20 protein-coding genes are annotated in these 18,786 nt (G+C 64.4%); 10 read left to right on the forward strand and 10 right to left on the reverse strand.

All coding sequences use genetic code 11. The features are described 5' to 3' along the window. Positions 1 to 79: 79 nt before the first annotated feature. Together F6X61_RS01170 and F6X61_RS01175 are read right to left on the reverse strand one after the other, a co-directional pair. Positions 80 to 1,504 carry a sensor histidine kinase gene (locus F6X61_RS01170; RefSeq protein ID WP_153785014.1) on the reverse strand — a complete coding sequence of 475 codons (1,425 nt, stop codon included), beginning with the start codon at positions 1,502 to 1,504 and terminating at the stop codon, positions 80 to 82. 2 nt (positions 1,505 to 1,506) lie between these two features. Further along, positions 1,507 to 2,223 (reverse strand): response regulator transcription factor, encoded by a 717-nt coding sequence (locus tag F6X61_RS01175; protein ID WP_153785015.1) that lies wholly within the window; start codon positions 2,221 to 2,223, stop codon positions 1,507 to 1,509. A 219-nt stretch (positions 2,224 to 2,442) separates the two neighbouring features. Here F6X61_RS01175 and F6X61_RS01180 point away from each other — a divergent pair, with 219 nt between their 5' ends. From F6X61_RS01180 to F6X61_RS01195, 4 genes are all read left to right on the forward strand, one after another. Further along, positions 2,443 to 5,199 carry a response regulator gene (locus F6X61_RS01180; RefSeq protein ID WP_153785016.1) on the forward strand — a complete coding sequence of 919 codons (2,757 nt, stop codon included), beginning with the start codon at positions 2,443 to 2,445 and terminating at the stop codon, positions 5,197 to 5,199. Positions 5,200 to 5,298: 99 nt separating this feature from the next. Further along, positions 5,299 to 6,288: a 2-hydroxyacid dehydrogenase gene (locus F6X61_RS01185; RefSeq protein WP_153785017.1), complete on the forward strand. Its 990-nt coding sequence runs from the start codon at positions 5,299 to 5,301 to the stop codon at positions 6,286 to 6,288. Between the two features lie 31 nt (positions 6,289 to 6,319). After that, complete coding sequence (locus F6X61_RS01190; protein ID WP_153785018.1) at positions 6,320 to 6,754, forward strand: hypothetical protein; 435 nt, start codon at positions 6,320 to 6,322, stop codon at positions 6,752 to 6,754. Further along, the gene (locus F6X61_RS01195; RefSeq protein WP_153785019.1) at positions 6,755 to 7,159 is read left to right on the forward strand and encodes an META domain-containing protein; all 405 of its coding nucleotides are present in this window, start codon (positions 6,755 to 6,757) and stop codon (positions 7,157 to 7,159) included. A 122-nt stretch (positions 7,160 to 7,281) separates the two neighbouring features. Here the strand turns inward: F6X61_RS01195 and F6X61_RS01200 are convergent, their stop codons facing one another. After that, entirely contained in the window at positions 7,282 to 7,749 is a 468-nt protein-coding gene (locus F6X61_RS01200; RefSeq protein WP_153785020.1) for a TlpA disulfide reductase family protein, read from the reverse strand. A gap of 77 nt (positions 7,750 to 7,826) precedes the next feature. Between F6X61_RS01200 and arsC the strand changes: the two genes are divergently transcribed. Genes arsC through F6X61_RS01215 form a run of 3 tightly spaced genes read left to right on the forward strand, consistent with a single transcriptional unit; the run spans position 7,827 to position 9,188 of the window. Beyond that, positions 7,827 to 8,180, forward strand: coding sequence for an arsenate reductase (glutaredoxin) (arsC, locus tag F6X61_RS01205; RefSeq protein WP_153785021.1), 354 nt, complete (start codon positions 7,827 to 7,829; stop codon positions 8,178 to 8,180). After that, on the forward strand, positions 8,177 to 8,782 hold the full coding sequence (wrbA, locus tag F6X61_RS01210) for an NAD(P)H:quinone oxidoreductase (RefSeq protein ID WP_153785022.1): 606 nt from the start codon (positions 8,177 to 8,179) through the stop codon (positions 8,780 to 8,782). Before arsC ends, wrbA begins: the two co-directional genes overlap by 4 nt. Next, positions 8,775 to 9,188 carry a DUF2069 domain-containing protein gene (locus F6X61_RS01215; protein ID WP_153785023.1) on the forward strand — a complete coding sequence of 138 codons (414 nt, stop codon included), beginning with the start codon at positions 8,775 to 8,777 and terminating at the stop codon, positions 9,186 to 9,188. The genes wrbA and F6X61_RS01215 overlap by 8 nt, the downstream gene beginning before the upstream one ends. Before the next feature lie 83 nt (positions 9,189 to 9,271). On the opposite strand, the gene F6X61_RS01220 is transcribed toward F6X61_RS01215, so the two are convergent. Then, on the reverse strand, positions 9,272 to 9,943 hold the full coding sequence (locus F6X61_RS01220; RefSeq protein WP_153785024.1) for a DNA-3-methyladenine glycosylase I: 672 nt from the start codon (positions 9,941 to 9,943) through the stop codon (positions 9,272 to 9,274). 4 nt (positions 9,944 to 9,947) lie between these two features. Beyond that, on the reverse strand, positions 9,948 to 10,772 hold the full coding sequence (gene ttcA, locus F6X61_RS01225; protein WP_125462967.1) for a tRNA 2-thiocytidine(32) synthetase TtcA: 825 nt from the start codon (positions 10,770 to 10,772) through the stop codon (positions 9,948 to 9,950). 264 nt (positions 10,773 to 11,036) lie between these two features. Between ttcA and F6X61_RS01230 the strand changes: the two genes are divergently transcribed. Together F6X61_RS01230 and F6X61_RS01235 are read left to right on the forward strand one after the other, a co-directional pair. Continuing rightward, entirely contained in the window at positions 11,037 to 11,636 is a 600-nt protein-coding gene (locus F6X61_RS01230) for a Yip1 family protein (protein ID WP_153785025.1), read from the forward strand. A 139-nt stretch (positions 11,637 to 11,775) separates the two neighbouring features. After that, entirely contained in the window at positions 11,776 to 12,270 is a 495-nt protein-coding gene (locus tag F6X61_RS01235) for a SprT family zinc-dependent metalloprotease (RefSeq protein ID WP_153785026.1), read from the forward strand. A 43-nt stretch (positions 12,271 to 12,313) separates the two neighbouring features. Here the strand turns inward: F6X61_RS01235 and F6X61_RS01240 are convergent, their stop codons facing one another. From F6X61_RS01240 to F6X61_RS01260, 5 genes are all read right to left on the reverse strand, one after another. Beyond that, on the reverse strand, positions 12,314 to 12,934 hold the full coding sequence (locus F6X61_RS01240) for a calcium-binding protein (RefSeq protein WP_153785027.1): 621 nt from the start codon (positions 12,932 to 12,934) through the stop codon (positions 12,314 to 12,316). Between the two features lie 219 nt (positions 12,935 to 13,153). Then, positions 13,154 to 14,476, reverse strand: coding sequence for a dicarboxylate/amino acid:cation symporter (locus tag F6X61_RS01245; RefSeq protein WP_125462965.1), 1,323 nt, complete (start codon positions 14,474 to 14,476; stop codon positions 13,154 to 13,156). A 486-nt stretch (positions 14,477 to 14,962) separates the two neighbouring features. Continuing rightward, positions 14,963 to 16,309: an ATP-binding protein gene (locus F6X61_RS01250; protein WP_153785028.1), complete on the reverse strand. Its 1,347-nt coding sequence runs from the start codon at positions 16,307 to 16,309 to the stop codon at positions 14,963 to 14,965. Then, complete coding sequence (locus F6X61_RS01255) at positions 16,306 to 16,983, reverse strand: response regulator (protein ID WP_125462963.1); 678 nt, start codon at positions 16,981 to 16,983, stop codon at positions 16,306 to 16,308. The genes F6X61_RS01250 and F6X61_RS01255 overlap by 4 nt, the downstream gene beginning before the upstream one ends. A gap of 143 nt (positions 16,984 to 17,126) precedes the next feature. Then, complete coding sequence (locus tag F6X61_RS01260; RefSeq protein WP_153785029.1) at positions 17,127 to 17,732, reverse strand: outer membrane protein; 606 nt, start codon at positions 17,730 to 17,732, stop codon at positions 17,127 to 17,129. Positions 17,733 to 17,864: 132 nt separating this feature from the next. Between F6X61_RS01260 and F6X61_RS01265 the strand changes: the two genes are divergently transcribed. Then, a complete protein-coding gene (locus F6X61_RS01265; protein ID WP_153785030.1) occupies positions 17,865 to 18,656 on the forward strand; it encodes a dienelactone hydrolase family protein in 792 nt (263 codons plus the stop codon). Positions 18,657 to 18,786: the final 130 nt, after the last annotated feature.

The following is an 18,786-nucleotide window of genomic DNA, read 5'->3' on the forward strand; positions in this document are numbered from 1 at the left end:
CCGGACGGCAGGGGCGACTATCATACCGGCAAACCCCGCGCGGCCATATCACGCAATTGTCGGACGCTATAGCTACAAGCTATAAGCCGAGTGGCGATTGCGCGGCGTCGCACTCCGCGGGAGCGGCGGTGCGCCGATGCGACTTGCCCGGCGATGAATCACGCTCGCCCGCCGCCAGGCGCATGCAAACCCGCAGCCCACGCTCGCCATTCACCGCCCAAACTTTGCCGCCCTGGCGCCGGATGGCACTGCGGGCAATGCTCAGCCCCAAGCCGAAACCACCATCCCCCGGCCGCGATCCGTCGAGCCGCGAGAACGGCGCGAAGATCCGCTCCAGGTCCTCCTCGGCCACGCCTCCCCCCTCGTCTTCGAGCTCGATGCGCCAGTAACCGCCTTCGCGTTTGCCACTCAAGTGCACTTGGCCGTCGATCGGCGAATGACGAATGGCATTGCGCAGGATGTTCTCCAGCGCCTGGGCCAGGTGATTCAGGTTGCCTTGCACCCAGCAGTCGAGCGGCACGCTACAGACCAGGCGCTGCGGCGCCCAGCCACTTTCATAGCAGGCATTTTCGCTGAGCATGTCCCACAGCACCGGCAACTGGATCGGCTCCAGGTTCATCGGTGCACGCTCGGCATCCTGCCAGGCCAGCTGCAGGGTGTCCTCGACCAATTGCTGCATGCCGTCCACCTCGCGGTGCACGCGTTCGCGCAGGCGCTCAAGGTCGGTTTCGCCATCGCAGGCCACGCGCAAACGGCTCAGCGGGGTGCGCATTTCATGGGAGAGGTCACGCAGCAACTGCTGCTGCAGCACCACGGTACCCTGCAGCCGCTCGGCCATCTGGTCGAAGGCGCGGGCCAGTTCGCCCAGTTCGTCACGGCGCTGGATGGTGCGCGAGTCGAGCCGCGTGGTGAGCTGGTCGGCACGCCAGGCGCGAGCCTGCTCGCGCAATTGATTGAGCGGCACGATCAGCATGCGGTACAGGCCGACGCACAACAGCAGGGTGAACAACCCAGGAATGATACCGTTGGTGATCACCCGCCAGAACAGTCGGTACTGGCCCGGATTGAAGCGCTCGGGCAACTCGATCACCAGCGAGCCCTGGTCGGGGCTGTTGGGGAACGGCAAGCGCAGCCAGGGCTGGCCGATGGTTCGTCGGCTCATGGGCCAGTCGACCCCGCGCAAACGGGTCAAGTGCTGAACTTCGGCACTGCCCAGGCTGAAGCTGCCCAGCGGCTGGAGGTCACCGTCGAGTACGCCGACCCAGCCCTTTTCGCGCGAGTGCATACCCTCCAGCCAGCGATCTACACCCTCCTGTCCACCTGCTTCCCAGGCTTGTTCGGCTTCAGCGGCATAGCCGCGCAATACCTGGCGGGCCGGTTCGGAGAGGAAGGCGTTCTGGGTTTCCATGTGCCGGCCCCAGGTGTAGCTCAGGCCGATCATCAACAGGCAGAAACCCACCAGCAGGATGGCCAGCTTCCAGAACAGCGAATGGCGATCGAGCACGCTCAGTCCGCCTCGCCCGCACCGAACAGGTAGCCCTTGCCCCACACCGTACGCACCTGCCGCTCGTGGTAGCCGATGGCCTTGAGCTTGCGGCGGATCTGGCTGACGTGCATGTCCAGGCTGCGGTCGTGGCGGGCGTAGCCGCGTTGCAGCACTTGCTGATAAAGGAAGGGCTTGCTCAGCACTTCGTCCTGGCTGCGGTGGAGGATGTCGAGCAGGCGGAATTCGCTGGGGGTCAGGCCCGCCCAGGCACCCTCGAGGCTGACATCGCACAGCGGCTCGTCGAAGTGCAGTTCGCCGGCGCCCGCTTCATGCGGCACCTTGGCACGACGCTCGAAGGCCACCCGGCGCAGGATCGCCTCGATCCGCACGCGCAGTTCAGCGAAGCTGAACGGCTTGGGCAGGTAGTCGTCGGCGCCGCGCTCGAAGCCACTGATGCGGTCCGCCTCGGCCCCCAGCGCCGACATCAGGATGACCGGCGTGGCGCTGTGCCGACGCAGGCGCGCCAGGGCGTCCAGGCCGTTGAGCCCCGGCAGCAGGATATCCATCAACACCAGGTCGAACACCTGCCGCCCGGCGGCCTCCAGCCCTTCCAGGCCATTGCGGCACCAGGTCACCTGGAAGCCGCCGCGCTGCAACTCTTCATGCAGGTAGGCACCCAGGACAGGGTCGTCCTCGATGGCCAGGATACTGGACTCGTGAATAGCTACGGGATTCATTGGCAACTGCCATCAATTCTCAGTTGCGCGATTATTGAGCATACCGTCTTGCCAAGGCAACCGCTGCACGACCAACGCGGACCGTGCAGACGTTCGCAAACCGCAGAGCGCTCAGCCCCGGCAGACAAAAACCAATACAAATGAGTGCATTGCCACCACGCCCGGAGTAACGTTCCCGCTGGAGCGCGCTCGCGCGTTGGCACATGACAGGAGACAGGTGTGCTCGATCGTTTGGGAATCCGCAGCCGCGTGCTGCTGCTGGCGTTGCTGCCAGCCAGCCTGATGGCCCTGGTGCTGGGCAGCTACTTCACCTGGCTGCAGCAGAACGAACTGCGCACGCAACTGTTGCAACGCGGCAAGATGATCGCCGAGCAGCTGGCCCCGCTGGCCGCCCCGGCCATGGCCCGCCTGGCCCCGGAGCAGCTGGAGCGCATCGCCGCCCAGGCGCTGGAGCAGTCCGACGTGCGCGCCGTGGCGTTTCTTGCCGCCGACCGCACGCGCCTGGCACACGCCGGCCCGAGCATGCTCAACCAGCCCCCCAGCGGCGGCACCGGCACACAGCTGTTGCAGCGCACCGGCAATGACGCCACCCGCTACCTGATGCCGGTGTTCGGCCATCATCGCGACCTTGCCACCGATGCCGTACCCAACGAGGCCGAACGGCTGCTTGGCTGGGTGGAGATCGAGCTGTCCCACGACGGCACCCTGCTGCGCGGCTACCGCAACCTGTTCACCAGCCTGCTGCTGATCATCGCCTGCCTGAGCCTGACCGCCTTGCTTGCAGTGCGCATGGGCCGCACCATCAACGGCCCGATCAACCGCATCAAGCATGCGGTCAACCAGCTCAAGGACGGCCACCTCGATGCACGCCTGCCGGCCATGGGCAGCCATGAGCTGGACGAGTTGGCCGCGGGCATCAACCGCATGGCCGAAACCCTGCACAGCGCCCACGAAGAGCTGCAGCACAGCATCGACCAGGCCACCGAGGACGTACGCCAGAACCTGGAAACCATCGAGATCCAGAACATCGAACTGGACATGGCGCGCAAGGAGGCACTGGAAGCCAGCCGCATCAAGTCCGAGTTCCTCGCCAACATGAGCCACGAAATCCGCACCCCGCTCAATGGCATCCTGGGCTTCACCCATCTGTTGCAGAAAAGCGAACTGACCCCGCGCCAGCTCGATTACCTGGGCACCATCGAAAAGTCCGCCGACAACCTGCTGGGGATCATCAACGAGATCCTCGACTTCTCCAAGATCGAGGCCGGCAAGCTGGTGCTCGACAGCATCCCGTTCAACCTGCGCGACCTGATCCAGGACACCCTGACCATCCTCGCCCCGGCGGCCCACGCCAAGCAGCTGGAACTGCTCAGCCTGGTGTACCGCGACACGCCCTTGTCGCTGGTGGGCGACCCGCTGCGGCTCAAGCAGATCCTGACCAACCTGGTGAGCAACGCGATCAAGTTCACCCGCGAAGGCACGATCGTGGTACGCGCCATGCTCGAAGACGAGCAGGAAGACAGCGTGCAGCTGCGCATCAGCGTGCAGGACACCGGCATCGGCCTTTCGCCGCAGGACGTACGCACGCTGTTCCAGGCCTTCAGCCAGGCCGATAACTCGCTGTCGCGCCAGCCCGGCGGCACCGGCCTGGGGCTGGTGATTTCCAAGCGCCTGATCGAGCAGATGGGCGGTGAGATCGGCGTCGACAGCACCCCGGGCGAAGGCTCGCAGTTCTGGATCAGCCTCAACCTGCCCAGGGCCCACGACGATATCGAGGAGCAACCTCTGCAGGCGCTGCTGGGGCGCCGGGTGGCCATCGTCGACGGCCATGACCTGGCGCGCCAGGCCCTGGAACATCAGTTGGAGGACTGTGGGCTGTCGGTCTGCCTGTTCACCTCCTACGACCAACTGCTGCAGGCCGTGCACGCGGCCGCGCAAGCCGGGCAGCCATTCGATTTCGCCGTGCTCGGCACCAACCTGGGCAGCCTCTCGCCCGAACAGCTCGGCCACTATCACCAGCAACTCGAACGCCAGGGCTGCCAGTGCGTGGTGCTCTGCCCGACCACCGAACAGCCGCTCTACCAACCCTACCTGCCCAACGCCCATGGCCAACTGCTGGCCAAACCGACCTGCACACGCAAGTTGCGCCGCCTGCTGCTGGAGCTGGTGCAACCGCGCCGCCCACTCGGCGAACAGCGCCATGTCACCGGCGAACGCATGCCCAAGGTGTTGTGCGTCGACGACAACCCGGCCAACCTACTGCTGGTGCAGACCCTGCTTGAAGGCATGGGTGCCGAAGTGCTGGCGGTGGACAGCGGCTTTGCGGCGGCCCAGGCGGTGCAGGATGAACCCTTCGACCTGGTACTGATGGATGTGCAGATGCCAGGCATGGACGGGCGCGCCTGCACCGAGCAGATCCGCCGCTGGGAAAGCAGCCACAGCGGTCCGGCGCTGCCGATCGTCGCCCTGACCGCGCACGCCATGGCCAATGAAAAGCGCGCCTTGCTGCACAGCGGCATGGACGACTACCTGACCAAGCCGATCAGTGAACGCCAGCTGGCCCAGGTGGTAATGAAATGGACCGGCCTGAGCCTGGGGGCCCCACAACCCGAGCGCAGCCCCGAACGCATGCCCGACAGCAGCGAACTGAAGGTGCTCGACCCGGAGGAAGGGCTGCGCCTGGCCGCTGGCAAACCGGATCTGGCGGCGGACATGCTGGCCATGCTGCTGGCCTCGCTGGGGTCTGAACGGGAGGCCATCCTTGCAGCCCGCGAAGCAGGCGACCACTCCACCCTGATCGAGCGCGTGCACCGGCTCAACGGTGCCTCGCGCTATTGCGGCGTGCCACAGTTGCGTGCGGCCTGCCAGCGCAGTGAAACCTTGCTCAAGCAGGACAACCCACAGGCCCAGCAGGCGCTGGAAGAGCTGGACCGGGCGATTGTGCGCCTCGCGGAACAGGCACAATGCAGTGTGTGATCGAGCATCCCGCGATGAGGCCGCCACAGCCGATACAGATCAATAGACGCCCTGCCCGCCTGGCTAGACTGGCAGCGTAGCCATAAAAGGAATACCAGCATGCGCGCCCTGTTGTTCAGCAGCCAGCACTACGATCAGGAAAGCTTCGACCGTGCCGCCGCTGGCACGGCCCTGGACCTGCACTACCAGCCCGCGCGCCTGACCCTCGACACGGCGGCCCTGGCCTGCGGCTTCGAGGTGGTCTGCGCGTTCATCAACGACGAACTCGACGCCCCGGTGCTGGAGCGCCTGGCGGCTGGCGGCACGCGCCTGATCGCCCTGCGCTCGGCCGGCTACAACCACGTCGACCTGGCGGCGGCGCAACGCCTGGGGCTGGCGGTGGTGCGGGTGCCCGCCTACTCGCCGCACGCCGTTGCCGAGCATGCCGTGGCCTTGATCCTGGCTCTCAACCGGCGCCTGCACCGCGCCTACAACCGTACCCGCGAAGGTGACTTCACCCTGCATGGCCTGACCGGCTTCGACCTGCACGGCAAGACCGTCGGCGTGGTCGGCACCGGGCAGATCGGCCTGGCGTTCGCCCGCATCATGGCCGGTTTCGGCTGCCAGCTATTGGCCTACGACCCCTACCCCAACCCCGAACTGCTGGCCCTGGGGGCACGCTACCTGACGCTGCCCGAGCTGCTGCGCGAAGCCCGCATCATCAGCCTGCACTGCCCACTGACCGAGCACACCCGACACCTGATCAACGCCCACAGCCTGGCCCAGCTGCAACCCGGCGCCATGCTGATCAACACCGGCCGCGGCGCCTTGGTCGACACCCCGGCGCTGATCGACGCGCTCAAGAGCGGCCAGCTCGGCTACCTGGGGCTGGATGTGTATGAAGAAGAGGCGCAACTGTTCTTCGAGGACCGCTCCGACCAGCCGCTGCAGGACGATGTGCTGGCGCGGCTGCTGACCTTCCCCAACGTGATCGTCACCGCGCACCAGGCGTTCCTGACCCGCGAAGCGCTGGATGCCATCGCCGCGACCACCCTGGACAACATCACCCGCTGGGCGGCAGGCAATCCGCAGAACATCGTCGAAGGTTGATGCTAGGATACGCGGCAATTCTGGAGGACCCATGGTCGAACACGATTTCCGCTACACCCTTTTCAACCCGCAACACACCCTGATCGAATGCCGCGCACTGGTGCCGGGCCGTTACCAGGTCACCGGCAACGGCGGCTCGATCCAGAAAAACGACGTGCTGCTGGTCAGCCTCAAGGGCAGCAAGACCCTGTCCATGCGCCTGACCGTGGAAACCGTGCGCCACCTGATCAACCCGAGCGGCCAGTGGGTCGCCGTGGCCAAGGGCCCGGTGTTCAACGAGCTGGAGATCCTGCAATGGCAGGTCAAGTGCGACAGCTGCGACGCCGTGCTGGATTTCGAGTTCGCAACTGAAGCCAAGCTGGGCAAGAAAGGCCACGCGCCGGCCGCCAGTGCCCGCGTGGCGGAGCTGGGCTGGGCCAGCCAGGGCGACAAGCACCTGTGCCCACAGTGTCAGGAGCGCGCTTGAGTGAAACAGCTGTTGAGCGCCGCGCTGATTGCCGGCGGCCTGATGGGTTGTGCAGCGCAGCCTTCGCCCCTGCAGCAGGAGCAGAGCTATGTGCTGGAATGGATCGGTGAGCGACCGCTGATGGATTACAGCCACCTCACGCTCACCCTGGCCAACGATGGCCGCGCCTACGGCAATGCCGGCTGCAACCACTGGTTCGCGCCGTACACGCTGAACGGCGAGCAGCTGAGCTTCGGCAAGGTCGGCAAGACCCGCAAGCTGTGTGCGCCAGCCGTGATGGAGCAGGAAAAACGCTTCCTGCAGGCGCTGGAGACGGTACAGCGCTGGGATGTGTCGCCGATCGAGCAGATTCGCTTCTGGCCGGCTGAAGGCAAGCCGCTGCGCTTCTGGCCTGAGGAAGGCTAAACCCATCGCGGGGCAAGCCCGCTCCCAGGGTGTACTTGGACTGCCCCCTAGGGTTGGATTGGTGTCCAACTTCTTGGGGGCAGTCCAACGCGTGGGAGCGGGCTTGCCCCGCGATGTGCCTATCAGGCGCCGCCTTTCAACGCCTTGATCTTCGCCTGCAGCCCTTCAAGCGTCTGCTCGCCCATCAACTGCTCACGCACCTTGCCCTTGTCGTCGATGATGTAAGTCACCGGCAGCGCTTCGCTGCGCGGCAGCTCGTAGCGCTCGGCCGGGTCCTGGGCGAGCACGGTGAAGGCGATGCCCAAAGTGTCGGCGGCGGTCTTGAGCTCGGCGCCCTGCAAGCCATCGAAATTCACCCCGAGCACTTTGATGCCCTGGGCCTCCCACTGCTTGGCCGCAGCATTGAGCTCGGGAATTTCCGTACGGCACGGGCCGCACCATTCGGCCCAGTAGTTGAGCACCAGCCAGTGCCCGTCAACCTGTTCGCTCTTCACCGTATTGCCGTGCTGGTCCACACCGTAGTCTGCACCGCAGCCGCCGAGCAACAGGCTCGCGGTGATGGCCAGTGCAGCTGCCAAACGCCTTGCCATGGGTCAATCCTTCTCGAAGTTTTCAAGCATTGAAGTCGGTTAGAATAGCCGCCACACCCTGCTGGATGCGACCCGTCATGACCGATCTGACCCTGTATCATAACCCGCGCTGCTCGAAATCCCGCGGCGCCCTGGAGCTGCTCGAGGCACGCGGCTTGTCGCCCACCGTCGTGCGCTATCTGGAAACCCCGCCAGACGCGGCCACCCTCAAGCAACTGCTTGGCCTGCTGGGCATCGGCGCGCGCCAGCTGCTGCGCAGCGGTGAAGACGAATACAAGGCCCTCGACCTGGCCAACCCGGCCTTGACCGATGCCCAGTTGATCGAGGCGATGGTCCAGCACCCCAAACTGATTGAACGCCCCATTCTGGTGGCCGGCAGCAAGGCCGTGATTGGCCGCCCACCGGAGAAAGTGCTGGAGATCCTGCCGTGAGCGCTCCGTACATCCTGGTGCTGTATTACAGCCGCCACGGCTCGACCAGCGAGATGGCCCGGCACATCGCCCGCGGCGTCGAGATGGCCGGCCTGGAAGCCCGCCTGCGTACCGTGCCGGCAATCTCCACCGAATGCGAAGCGGTGGCCCCGGACATCCCCGCCAGCGGCGCGCTGTACGCCACCCTCGACGACCTGCGCCACTGCGCCGGCCTGGCCATGGGCAGCCCGACCCGCTTCGGCAACATGGCCGCCCCGCTCAAGTACTTCCTCGACGGCACCAGCAGCCTGTGGCTCGGTGGCGAGCTGGTGGGCAAGCCGGCGGCGGTGTTCACTTCCACCGCCAGCCTGCACGGCGGCCAGGAAACCACCCTGCTGTCGATGCTGCTGCCGCTGATGCACCACGGCATGCTGGTGCTGGGCTTGCCCTACAGCGAGTCGGCCTTGCTGGAAACCCGCGGCGGCGGCACGCCGTATGGCGCCAGCCACCATGCCGGGGCCGACGGCAAGCGCGAACTCGATCAACACGAAATCACCCTGTGCCGCGCACTCGGCCAACGCCTGGCGAATACCGCCAAGGCCCTGGGTGGCGAACGTGGCTAAAAAACCCAAGGTACTGCCGCCACTGGACTGGCTGGCGCCACGGGTGCGGCTGACCCGCGCCTTGAGCCTGGCCTGTTTCTTCGGCCTGATCGCCTTGCTGGTGGTGAACAATCTGTGGTTCGCCGACCTGCATGGGGCGCGGGTCGGGGTGATCCTGGCCGTCGAGCTGATCCCCCTGTTGCTGTTGCTGCCCGGCATGCTCAAAGGCAGCGCCCGGGCGCATGCCTGGACCTGCTTCGTGGTGAACATCTACTTCATCAAGGGCGTGCTGGCGGCGTTCGACCCGGCGCGAGCCGTGTTTGGCTGGGCCGAGGTGCTGGTGAGCCTTGGGTTGTTCGTCAGCGGGTTGCTGTTTGTGCGCTGGAAGTTTCAGATCGAGCGGCGTATGGCGGGCGAAGGGAGCTGACTGCTTCGCGGGTAAACCCGCTCCCACAGGGACCTCACAGCATCTGTGGGAGCGGGTTTACCCGCGAAGAATGCACCGCGCAGTCAATGGTTGACGGTATGCGCCAGCATCACCGACAACTGGCACAGCGGCCGCCCACTCTCGGCGTGCCACTGGTTGAACGCCTGCTGCACCAACGCAAGATCGCGCTGGCTGGTCGGCGGCTTGTCGATGATCTTCTGCGCGATCAGCGCGGCCGCCATGTCGTCGGTGGGGATAAAAGTATCCTTGCCGACCATGCGCAAGAAGCGCGGCGCCGACAGCCCGCCCAATTGGTTACCGTGCTTGGCCAGGTACTTCCACAGCCCGACGATGTCGGTCTCTGGCCAATCGGCGATGAACGCACCGAAACTGCCCTTCTCCCTGGCCACATCCAGCACCATCTGCGCATTGCGCGGCACGCTCTTGAGCTTGCCCAGGTGGCGGATGATGCGTTCGTCCTGCATCAGCCGCTCCAGGTGCTCAGCGCCCATCAGCACGACTTTCTCCGGGTCGAAGCCAAAGAACACCTGCTCGAACACCGGCCACTTGGCGTCCACCAGGCTGTGCTTGAGCCCGGCGCGGAACACGCGCAGGGCCAGGGTCGACAGGTAGCGGTCATCGCTGATGTCGCGCAACTGCGCCGGCGTGCGCGGCTGCGGCAGGAAGGCCTCCAGCGCCTGGGCCGAGCCGAAGCGGTTCAGGCAATACTCATGCAGCCACGTGTAGTCGCGCATGGGCTCAGAGATTCACCACGTCGAGAAAGCGCGGGGTGGCGTTTTCGTCGATCGTAAGGCTGGTGAAGTCGAACAGGTTGCGGTCAGCCAGCTGCGACGGCGCCACGTTCTGCATGGCGCGGAAGATGCTCTCGGTACGGCCCGGGTGCTTGCGCTCCCACTCCACCAGCATGTCCTTGACCACCTGGCGCTGCAGGTTTTCCTGCGAGCCGCACAGGTTGCACGGGATGATCGGGAATTCCTTCATGTCCGAATAGGCCTGGATGTCCTTCTCGCTGCAGTAGGCCAGCGGGCGGATCACCACGTTGCGCCCGTCATCGGCGCGCAGCTTCGGCGGCATGCCCTTGAGCGCGCCGTTGAAGAACATGTTGAGGAAGAAGGTCTCGACGATGTCGTCGCGGTGGTGCCCCAGGGCCATCTTGGTCGCGCCGATCTCGTCGGCGAAGGTGTACAGCGTGCCACGGCGCAGGCGCGAGCACAGCGAGCAGGTGGTCTTGCCCTCGGGCACCAGCTCCTTGACCACCGAGTAGGTGTCCTTCTCGACGATGTGGTACTCGACGCCCAGTTCCTTGAGGTAGGCCGGCAGCACGTGCTCGGGGAAGCCCGGCTGCTTCTGATCCATGTTCACCGCGACGATCTCGAACTTGATCGGCGCCACCTTCTGCAGGTGCAACAGAACGTCGAGCATGGTGTAGCTGTCCTTGCCGCCGGACAGGCAGACCATGACCTTGTCGCCATCCTCGATCATGTTGTAGTCGGTGATGGCTTCGCCAGCGAGACGACGCAGGCGTTTTTGCAGTTTGTTCTGGTTGACCGAGAGGGTGCCCATAGCGCTTGAATCCGCGAGGTGTGACAAAAGGCGGATATTTTACGCACAAATGACGCACCGCTGTAGGCCATTCCGATAAAGACTTCAAGGGAATCAACACCGGGCCTGACAGCGCAATTTGCTCTAAAAAGCCGGTTTTGTGTGGGGAACGGCTTCCTATACTGCGACATAAGGCCACATGACCCTGGCAATCGGTGTTCCTGGCCTCGGGCCGCAGGCGCTCCATCTGGGGGGCGTTTGGCAACGACGAAAGGAGTGACCAGTATGATTCATCACGTTGTTGGGCTGTTCACCCACCCTGACCAGGAGTGGCGGGAGATCCGTGGCGAGGACGAAAGCATCAGCCACATGTACCTGACGCACACGCTGATCCTGGCGGCGATCCCCGCCGTCTCGGCGTTCATCGGCACCACCCAGGTCGGCTGGGTGATCGGCGACCGCCCGGCAGTGATGCTGACCATGGAAAGCGCGATCTGGATGAGCATCATGTCGTACCTGGCGATGCTCGCCGGGGTGGCCGTGATGGGTGCCTTCATTCACTGGATGGCACGCACCTACGACGCCAACCCGAGCATGGCGCAATGCATCGCCTTCGCCACCTACACCGCGACCCCGCTGTTCATTGGCGGCCTGGCGGCGCTTTACCCGCACCTGTGGCTGGGCATGCTGATCGGTACGGCGGCGATCTGCTACACGGTCTACCTGCTGTATGTGGGGCTACCGACGTTCATGAACATTCCATCCGACGAAGGTTTCCTGTTCTCCAGTTCGGTGCTGGCGGTGGGCCTGGTGGTCCTGGTGGCGATCATGGCCGCCACGGTGATCATCTGGGGACTGGGCGTGGGGCCCGTCTACACCAACTAGCACACACCTATTAGATCGACCCGACACGGGAGCATCACCCGAGGCCGCCGCAAGGCGGCTTCGTTTCATCTGCTGACCGGTGGCTCGGCAGGCCCGAAGCGCTTGCGGCATAATGCCCGGTCAGGAGAACCACCCCGCCATGCCCGAGCAGCTCAAGCAACGCGTCGAAACCTGTTACCAGCAAGCCGAAACCTTCTTCAAACGGCCCTTCCCGCGCCCGGAAGTGAGCTTCAAGCTGCGCGGGCAAAAAGCCGGTGTCGCGCACCTGCACGAGAACCTGCTGCGCTTCAACCTGCAGCTGTACCGCGAGAACCAGGAAGACTTCCTGCGCCAGACCGTGGCCCATGAAGTGGCGCACCTGGTCGCCCACCAACTGTTCGGCGACCGTATCCAGGCCCATGGCGAAGAGTGGCAGTTGATCATGCGCGGGGTGTACGAGCTGCCGCCCAATCGTTGCCATAACTATGAAGTGCAACGGCGGGTGGCGATGCGCTACATCTATCGCTGCCCGTGCCCACAGAGTGACTTTCCGTTCACCGCGCAGCGGCACAAGCTGGTGCGCCAAGGGCGGCGGTACCTGTGCCGGCGGTGCCGGGAGATTCTGGTATACAGCGGCGAAACTCGGGTTGAGTAGACACCGCTGCGCCCTTGGCCAGCATCATCATTGGACGGGGATATCAGAGCATCAAATACTCAGCCTTGAAACAGGTAACGCCAACCAGTTGAATCTCGAAATCGGCCTTGAGACTACCCCGCACATTGCCCGACAGCAGTTCATTCTCAAAACGCAACTGACCCGCTTCGGTAAAGGCTGCATCACCGATAAAAGTGAAACCGGCAAGCCCAGTGGACTTTGCCAATCCACGTAGATCAATGCGATCACCTGCCACGCCCTTGAAGTCGGTGACAATATCCCGCTGACCACCGACGCCCATATCGCTCAATTTGGCGAACACGAACAGGTCGGCACCTCGACCACCACTCAGCACATCGGCGCCGGGCCCACCCTCGAGCAGGTCATCGCCCTTGCCCCCCACCAGGACATCCTTGCCAGTGTCGCCGATGAGTACATCGGCACTATCTCCTCCGTGCAGATAATCATCGCCCTTGCCGCCATCGAGCACATCACTGCCCTTGCCGCCGAGCAAAATGTCATCACCCTTGCCGCCTTCCAGCTCATCGTGCCCGGCATGCCCCCTGATCACATCGTCCTTGTTGCCACCGAGCAAGCGGTCATTGCCCTCACCACCTTCGAGCAACATCTCGGTTTTGGCTTTTGTATCACTGGGTTTGATCATTACGTTTATTCCCTGTGCAGCGTGAATTGGACGCGCTGCGAAAGGATCGTGCTTTTACTGCCCCTCGCAGCAGGATCAAAATTTAACGTCCGCCGCCCGCCAGTCTGCGGTAACTATTTGTATACAGGGGCAAGAAGTATCCAATGGCATGCAGGGCATCTGCGCAAAAAAAAAGCCCATCCGAAGATGGGCTTTTTATTCTGTACTACAGGCGTTCGATCAACGCGCCGGGCCTTCAGCCACGCCCAGGTCGTCGGTCGGACGGGTCTCGACCAGCGGTGAACCGCCGGAGGCCAGCTCCGACTCCAGCTTGTCGGTATCCAGTTCCTTGACCCACTTGGCCACCACCACGGTAGCCACGGCGTTGCCGATCAGGTTGGTCAGGGCGCGGGCTTCGGACATGAAGCGGTCGATACCGAGGATCAGCGCCAGGCCGGCAACCGGCAGGTGGCCAACGGCCGACAGGGTTGCCGCCAGAACGATGAAGCCCGAACCGGTAACGCCGGCAGCACCTTTGGACGCCACCAGCAGCACCAGCAGCAGGGTGATCTGGTGAGTGATGTCCATGGTGGTGTCGGTAGCCTGGGCGATGAACACCGCAGCCATGGTCAGGTAGATCGAGGTGCCGTCGAGGTTGAACGAGTAGCCGGTCGGGATCACCAGGCCAACCACGGATTTCTTCGCGCCCAGGCGCTCCATCTTGGCCAGCATGCGTGGCAGGGCCGACTCGGAGGACGAGGTGCCCAGCACGATCATCAGCTCTTCACGGATGTAGCGGATCAGCTTGAGCACGCTGAAGCCGTGGGCGCGGCAGATGCCACCCAGCACCACCAGCACGAACAGCACGCAGGTGATGTAGAAGCAGGCCATCAGGTAGCCCAGTTGCACCAGCGAGCCCACGCCGTACTGGCCGATGGTGAAGGCCATGGCACCGAAGGCGCCGATCGGGGCCAGCTTCATGATCATGTTGATGATGTTGAACATGACATGGGCGAAGCGGTCGATCAGGTCCAGCAGCGGCTTGCCGTAGCTGCCCAGGCGGTGCAGGGCGAAACCGAAGATCACCGAGAACATCAGCACTTGCAGGATGTCACCGTTGGCGAAGGCGCCGACCACGGTATTGGGGATGATGTTGAGCAGGAAGCCAACGGTGGTCTGCTGTGCGCCGGCGGCGGCGTAGGCGGCCACGCTGCTGGCGTTCAGGGTGCTGACGTCGATGTGCATGCCAGCGCCTGGCTTGACCACGTTGACGACGACCAGGCCGATGATCAGGGCGATGGTGGAGACGATCTCGAAGTACAGCAGCGCGTAGCCGCCGGTCTTGCCCACCGACTTCATGCTTTGCATGCCAGCGATGCCGCTGACCACGGTGCAGAAGATGATCGGGGCGATGACCATCTTGATCAGTTTGACGAACCCGTCACCCAGCGGTTTGAGGGCAACGCCGGTTTCCGGATAGAAGTGGCCGAGCAGGATACCGATGGTGATGGCGACCAACACCTGGATATACAGCGATTTGTACAGCGGCTGACGTGTCGTCATGGCTAATTTTTCCTCAAGTGTGCCGGCCCATCCTTCCCAGGATGTGGGGCACCTGAATCGCGAACCCTCCTGCACCCGGAGGGATTTGTCGTTGTGTTCGAGCGCCTGGGCAGGCCTCTGCCAGATGAATAGCAAGGGCGATGCCAAAGTGCCCGCTTGGGGTGCACGGCCAGTGTTTACGGGGTGGGAATGCCCTCGGACGGGGCGTAAATGCAGGTAGGAGATGGCGGATTCCCGCCCGATGGCGGAAAACGTACAGGGCCGGTTGGCGGGAATCCGCCTTGCAGGTGTTCGGCGATGATGGTGGAGGGAGCCACGGTGCGTGGGAGCGGGCTTGCCCCGCGATGAGGCCCGCGCCGGATGGCACCGGCTTCGCCGGTATCGCGGGGCAAGCCCGCTCCCACGCACCGCCTTCCTACACTAGGAAGCGCCTCCCTGGACTAGGAAGCGCGCCCCTGGACCAGGAAAGTAGAGTTCCCCGCAGAATCACTCGAGCCGGAATGCGATACGGAACGCAGCCCCGCCCAACGGCGAATCACCCAGGCTCAGCTCGGCGTCGTAGCTGTCGATGATGTCCTTGACCACCGCCAGGCCGATGCCTTGCCCCGGGTGCTGGCTGTCCAGCCGCTCGCCGCGCTCGAGGATGCGCTCGCGCTGGTCAGGGGGTACGCCGGGGCCGTCGTCCTCGACGCACAACTCCAGCAGCCCCGGCGCTTCATGCAGGCTGACCCGCACCTGCGACAGGCACAGCCGGTAGGCGTTTTCCAGCAGGTTGCCGAGCAGCTCCAGCAAGGCGCCCTGCTCCATCGGTACCCGAGCCTGGCCCGGGATGTTCAGGCTGACCTCGACGCGCTTGTCGCGGTAGACCTTGGCCAGCGTGCTGCACAGGCTGTCGAGCAGCGGGCCAAGTTGCACCTGGTGGCGCACCAGCCCGCTCTTGCGCAGGCTGGCACGTTGCAACTGGTAGTCGATCTGCTGGCTCATACGCTCGATCTGGCCCTGCAGCACCCGCCCCTGTTCCGGCTCCTGCTTGCCCTGGGCCATGCTTTCGCCCACGCCCTGCAGCACCGCCAGTGGGGTCTTGAGGCTATGCGCCAGGTCGTCGAGCGAGTCCCTGTAGCGCTGGCGCTGCTCGCGCTCGCTGCGCAGCAGGCGGTTGAGCGAGCCCGTCAGGCGCAGCAGTTCACGGGGATGCTCACGGCTGAGCCCCTCGCGCGCGCCCGCTTCAACCTCGTCGAGTTCGACGCTGAGCCGGCGCAACGAGCGCAAGCCCCAGGTCAGGCCGGCCCAAAGCAGCAGCATCAACGCCAGCAAGGCGGCGCCAAAGCCCAGGTAAAGCTTCTCGCGCAGGCCATCGAGGGTGTCCTGGTACTCGCGCACCGGCTGCAGGGCGACGATGCTGAACGCGGCGCTCTTGCCGCCCAGCAACTTGACCTCCACGTCATAGACGAAGAACTCGTCGCCATCGCTTTGGTGGATGCGCGCGAATTCGTTGCCGCGCCCGTCGTAGCGCGGCTGGTAGTTGATGTTCTGGTTGCGGGTGGCCCGCGACTGCCAGACCAGCTTGCCCTGGCGGTCGAAGATATAGCCGAGCAGGCCGGTGTAGGGCAGGTTGAAACGCTCGTCCGGCAACAGCGCCGGCATCTGCAACTGGCCGCGCTCGATGCGCGCGGCGGAGATCAGGGTAGTGACATCCGAAGCCAGGCGCTGCTCGATCGACTCCTGCAATGCCAGGCTGAACGCCTTCTGCAACGCCGGCAGCAGCGCCAGCATGAACAGCAACGCCAACAGCGCCGCCGCCAACATCAGGCGCACGCGCAGCGAACGGATCATCGGCAGCGCTCGGTGAACAGGTAGCCCAGGCCACGCACCGTGTCGATCGGCTTGAAGCCCTGCTCGCCCTCGAGCTTGCGCCGCAAGCGGCCGACCAGCACCTCGATGACGTTAGGGTCGCGCTCTTCGTCCCCCGGGTAGAGCTGCTCCATCAGCCGGTCCTTGGCCACTACCTGCTGGTGATGGCGCATGAGGTATTCGAGGATGCGGTATTCGTAGGCGGTCAGCGCCAGCGGTGCGTCGTCCAGGGTTGCCTGCTTGCGGTTGAGGTCCAGCACCAGGGGGCCGGCGGCGATGGTCGACTGGGTGAAACCGCTGGAGCGGCGCAGCAACGCATTCAGGCGCGCTTCCAGCTCTTCGAACTGGAACGGCTTGACCACGTAATCGTCGGCACCGGCGGCCAGGCCTTCGACCTTGTCCTGCCAGTTGCCGCGGGCGGTGAGGATGAGGATCGGGAAGCTCTGGCCCTGGCTGCGCAGCTGGCGGATCAGGTCCAGCCCGCTCATGCCCGGCAGGCCCAGGTCGATGATCGCCAGGTCGTGGTTGTACTGCTCGGCCTGGTACAGGGCCTCCTCGGCATTGGCCACCGCCTGCACCACATGGCCGCCCTCGCCCAGGCGAGTGAACAGATGATGACGCAGCAGCGCCTCGTCCTCGACCACCAGCAATTTCATGCAACTCTCCTTCTTGGATTGCCTGTGCGATCCCATTCACGGGTAAACCCGCTCCTACAGGTACTGCATCGCACTATAGGCTTGCGCTTGACCTGTGGGAGCGGGTTTACCCGCGAAAGGGCCGGTACAGGATAACAGCGACCTCAGAACTTGTAGTTGGCCGCCAGGTAGGTCTGCGCGCTGCTGTTCTGGCGCAGGGTGCCGATCTTCGCGCCGTCATGGGGCGACAGCTCGGTGCTGGCGTTGCTGCGCAGGTAGCGGTAGCCCAGCTCCACCGAGGCGTTATCAGTGACCTGCTGCAGCACGCCGCCCTGCAGGCCGACGGCGTAGCCGGTGTCGGTATCGCGGCTGTAGCCGGAGGACTCCTGGGACAGTTTGGTCACGCCAAGCGAAGCACCGCCGAACAGCTTGGTGGTATCGCCCACCGGCAGGAACAGGTCGTAGCTGCCGAGCAGGTTTTCCTGGCGCAGCTTGAGGCCGCTGTGCTCGCCCGAGACGTTGTCGTAGGTCAGGTAGTAGCGGCCCTGGTTGTTCATCTGCCCCAGGCGCACGCCCCAGGTACCATCCTTGGCGATGATGCCATCGGTGTTCAGGTGGTCGGTGTTGCTCTGCAGCAGGCCGGACTTGCGGACCTTGTCGCTGGTCTGGCCATAGGTGAGGCTGGCGAAGGTGTCGTCGGCCTGGGCAGTGGTGGCGATGCCAGCGGCGCAAACGGCCATGGCGGCAAGCAGGGTGTTGAAGGTTTTCATAGGTTCGTACTCCAGTTGGATGCGCTGTTTCTGTCTGGGGACTAGAGTAGGGAGGACGCCCTGAACCACCGCTGAACCCGGCCTGAACCCCGGCTGAACGAAATACCCACCGCAAAAGAAGGAGCTTTGCCCATGCGTTCCCTGCTTGCCCTGGCCCTGCTGTGCAGTACCGCCCTTGCCCAGGCGGCGGTGCAGACCCGCGAGATCCCCTACCAGGACGCCGACGGCAAGCGCTACGTCGGCTACTACGCCTACGACGATGCCGTCGAAGGCAAGCGCCCAGGCGTGGTGGTGGTGCATGAATGGTGGGGCTTGAACGACTACGCCAAGCGCCGCGCCCGTGATTTTGCGGCGCTGGGCTACAACGCCCTGGCCATCGACATGTACGGCGACGGCAAGCACACCGAGCACCCCAAGGATGCCCAGGCGTTCATGGCCGAAGCGCTGAAGGACCCTGCCGAGGCCAGCCGACGCTTCGACGCGGGCCTGGAGTTGCTGAAGCTGCAACCGAACACCAACAAGCACCAACTGGCCGCCGTGGGTTACTGCTTTGGCGGCAAGGTGGTGCTCGACGCCGCGCGCCGCGGCGAGAAGCTCGATGCCGTGGTGAGTTTCCATGGCGCACTGGTCACCCAGACGCCGGCCAAGCCCGACGTGATCCGGGCGAAGATCCTGGTCGAACATGGCGAGGCCGACAGCATGGTCACGCCGGAGCAGGTGGCGGCGTTCAAGGCAGAGATGGATGCGGCCAAGGCTGACTACAAGTTCGTCGGGATTCCGGGGGCCAAGCATGGGTTTACCAACCCGGATGCCGACCGGTTGAGCCATGGCGAGCATGGCGGGCCGGACATTGGTTATGACAAGGCGGCGGACGAGAGTTCGTGGAAGGACATGCAGGCGTTCCTCAAGTCGGCGTTTGATTGAGGACCGCAGGGGCCGCTTTGCGGCCCTATCGCTGGCAAGCCAGCTCCCAAATTGCTACGCCGATACCTGTGGGAGCTGGCTTGCCAGCGATAGGGCTGCAAGGCAACCCAAAATATCAGCTCCCCCACCG

Source organism: Pseudomonas sp. EMN2 (genome assembly GCF_009650555.1).
GTDB classification, from domain to species: Bacteria; Pseudomonadota; Gammaproteobacteria; order Pseudomonadales; family Pseudomonadaceae; genus Aquipseudomonas; species Aquipseudomonas sichuanensis.